The following is a 1,957-nucleotide window of genomic DNA, read 5'->3' on the forward strand; positions in this document are numbered from 1 at the left end:
GAAAACGCTTCCCTTGATATGTGTATGAGCTTAATTACGTTAAATAATGACTCCAAAAATTACTTACACGAAAACAACCATACTGTTTATCTCTTGTAATCCAAAACCTTATAAATGTCAAAATATTTACAAAATTATTCATAAAAAATCATGACTGATTATCGCTATTTATAGTTGAGCGGCACAGTCAATCCTGTAGAAATTCAATAAGACAAATCGCAAGAGGACGGCTTACTGCCAAGCCTTTAGAGAAAATTTTTCTGGCTAGCGAAGATTGTAGATAAGAAATTTTAGCTTAGGCTTTTGTACGCCAATCTCCGAGCGTAGGTTATTGGAAAATCACCATATCATCCCCTTCTTGCCACGGCTGAAATTTAGTCATCGCTTGCAAAAACAGCGGATACTGAAGCCAGTATGTTAGCCATCGTTGCAGATTGGGATAAGGGAGGCTATAAAAAATATCGCGATCTACATGAGCAAATTGACGCACAAAAGGCATGATGCCAATATCGGCAATCGTTACGGTCTTCCCTAGCAAATAAGGATTTGTAGTCAGCAATTCCTCTAACACTTGTAAAAATATTTCACCCTTCTGTCGATACTCTGTCTGGGTCATCTCAAGATGACGATCGGCATATTTATAGCGATCGAGCCAATGTTTAAACTCATTGTCGTTTTTATCAATCAGCGCATTCGCCTGCTGCAAAGCCTCTTCGTCCAAAAGCCCTTGCAGATCTTGCTGCTCAAGCGCCCATATCATTATCTCTCTACTCTCTTCAATCACCGTCCCATCCAAAAGCTGTAAAACAGGCACCGTACCTTTTGGACTAATCGCTAGCATCTGCGGCGGTTTATTTTTCAGCGTTATCTCTCGCAGCTCTACTTGTAGCTCGGCAAACAATATCCCAAGACGGGCGCGCATGGCATAAGGGCAGCGGCGAAAAGAATACAGGCAATGATAAGAGGAAGTCATAGGTATGGTTCGCAGTTGAATTGATATTAATAGGTTTAGACACGAAGGTTATTGGTCTATTACTAAGGCGTGTGATTACTTTAAAAATGATAATCACAACACCTTCATTTTCACATAATAACAATGCTAGCACTTGCCTTCAATGTTGGGAATGATACTTCAGAAGATGGAGCACTAATTTAAAATAATATTTACAGCACAAGAACTAACTTTTTTCTACTTCTCAGCTTGTTCAACTTATATCGATATTTATTCTGAATTAGATTGTTAGCTTTTTCAAAAGCAGTTACACTTCCTTAATAAACCAGTACATTCATGACAAGGAAGTCAATATGTCTCGTAATACCTCTCGCACTATTATTATCCCTACCACCCTTAAAACCTTGACCAAAAGTATGCTTGCCATATCACTATCGGTGGCCGGTATGGCTCATGCTGAGCTTTATAGCAGTGTGACATTCTTTGGTGACAGCTTAACCGATGGCGGCTACTTTAGCCCAATTACTAAAGATATATATGGACTCGCAGAATCAGGTCAGTTCACTACCAATCCTGATAATACATGGGCAACCTCATTCGCTGAGCAATTGGGCACAACCTCTGTGGCCAATACTTATGACGGTAGCCAAACTGGTAATAACTATTCTATTGGTGGTGCAAGAGCGGGCGAAGAGACGGTACAAGTTTTTCCTACTAGTCCAACTAGCACCATCACTGTTGACGTTGCCTCTACAAACAGTCAAGTGAATAACTATCTGGCCAACAACCGCGTAGACCCTAATGGTCTATATGTCGTCTGGGCAGGTGCAAATGATTTAAGTGTAGGAGCCGGAGATGCAGCAGTAGTCAGTCAAATTGAAACGGTTCAAGCGCTTAAAAATAATGGTGCAAAATATATCTTAGTACCTAATATTCCTGATCTTGGTCTGACACCAAGAGCCATTGATTTAGGACCTGGCACTCAACAGTTTCTGACTTCTAATA

Annotated in this window: 2 protein-coding genes; one reads left to right on the forward strand and one right to left on the reverse strand. The window is 40.4% G+C overall.

Annotation, left to right across the window (positions count from 1 at the left end; genetic code table 11):
- Positions 1-328: 328 nt before the first annotated feature.
- A complete protein-coding gene (locus VLN09_RS11960; RefSeq protein ID WP_325246801.1) occupies positions 329-973 on the reverse strand; it encodes a glutathione S-transferase in 645 nt (214 codons plus the stop codon).
- Positions 974-1,305: 332 nt separating this feature from the next.
- On the opposite strand from VLN09_RS11960, the gene VLN09_RS11965 reads away from it, so the two are divergent.
- Positions 1,306-1,957, forward strand: a 652-nt coding sequence (locus tag VLN09_RS11965) for an SGNH/GDSL hydrolase family protein (RefSeq protein ID WP_325246803.1), incomplete at its 3' end; no start/stop codon positions are given.

This window comes from Psychrobacter sp., from assembly GCF_035469765.1.
In the GTDB taxonomy this organism is placed as follows: Bacteria; Pseudomonadota; Gammaproteobacteria; order Pseudomonadales; family Moraxellaceae; genus Psychrobacter.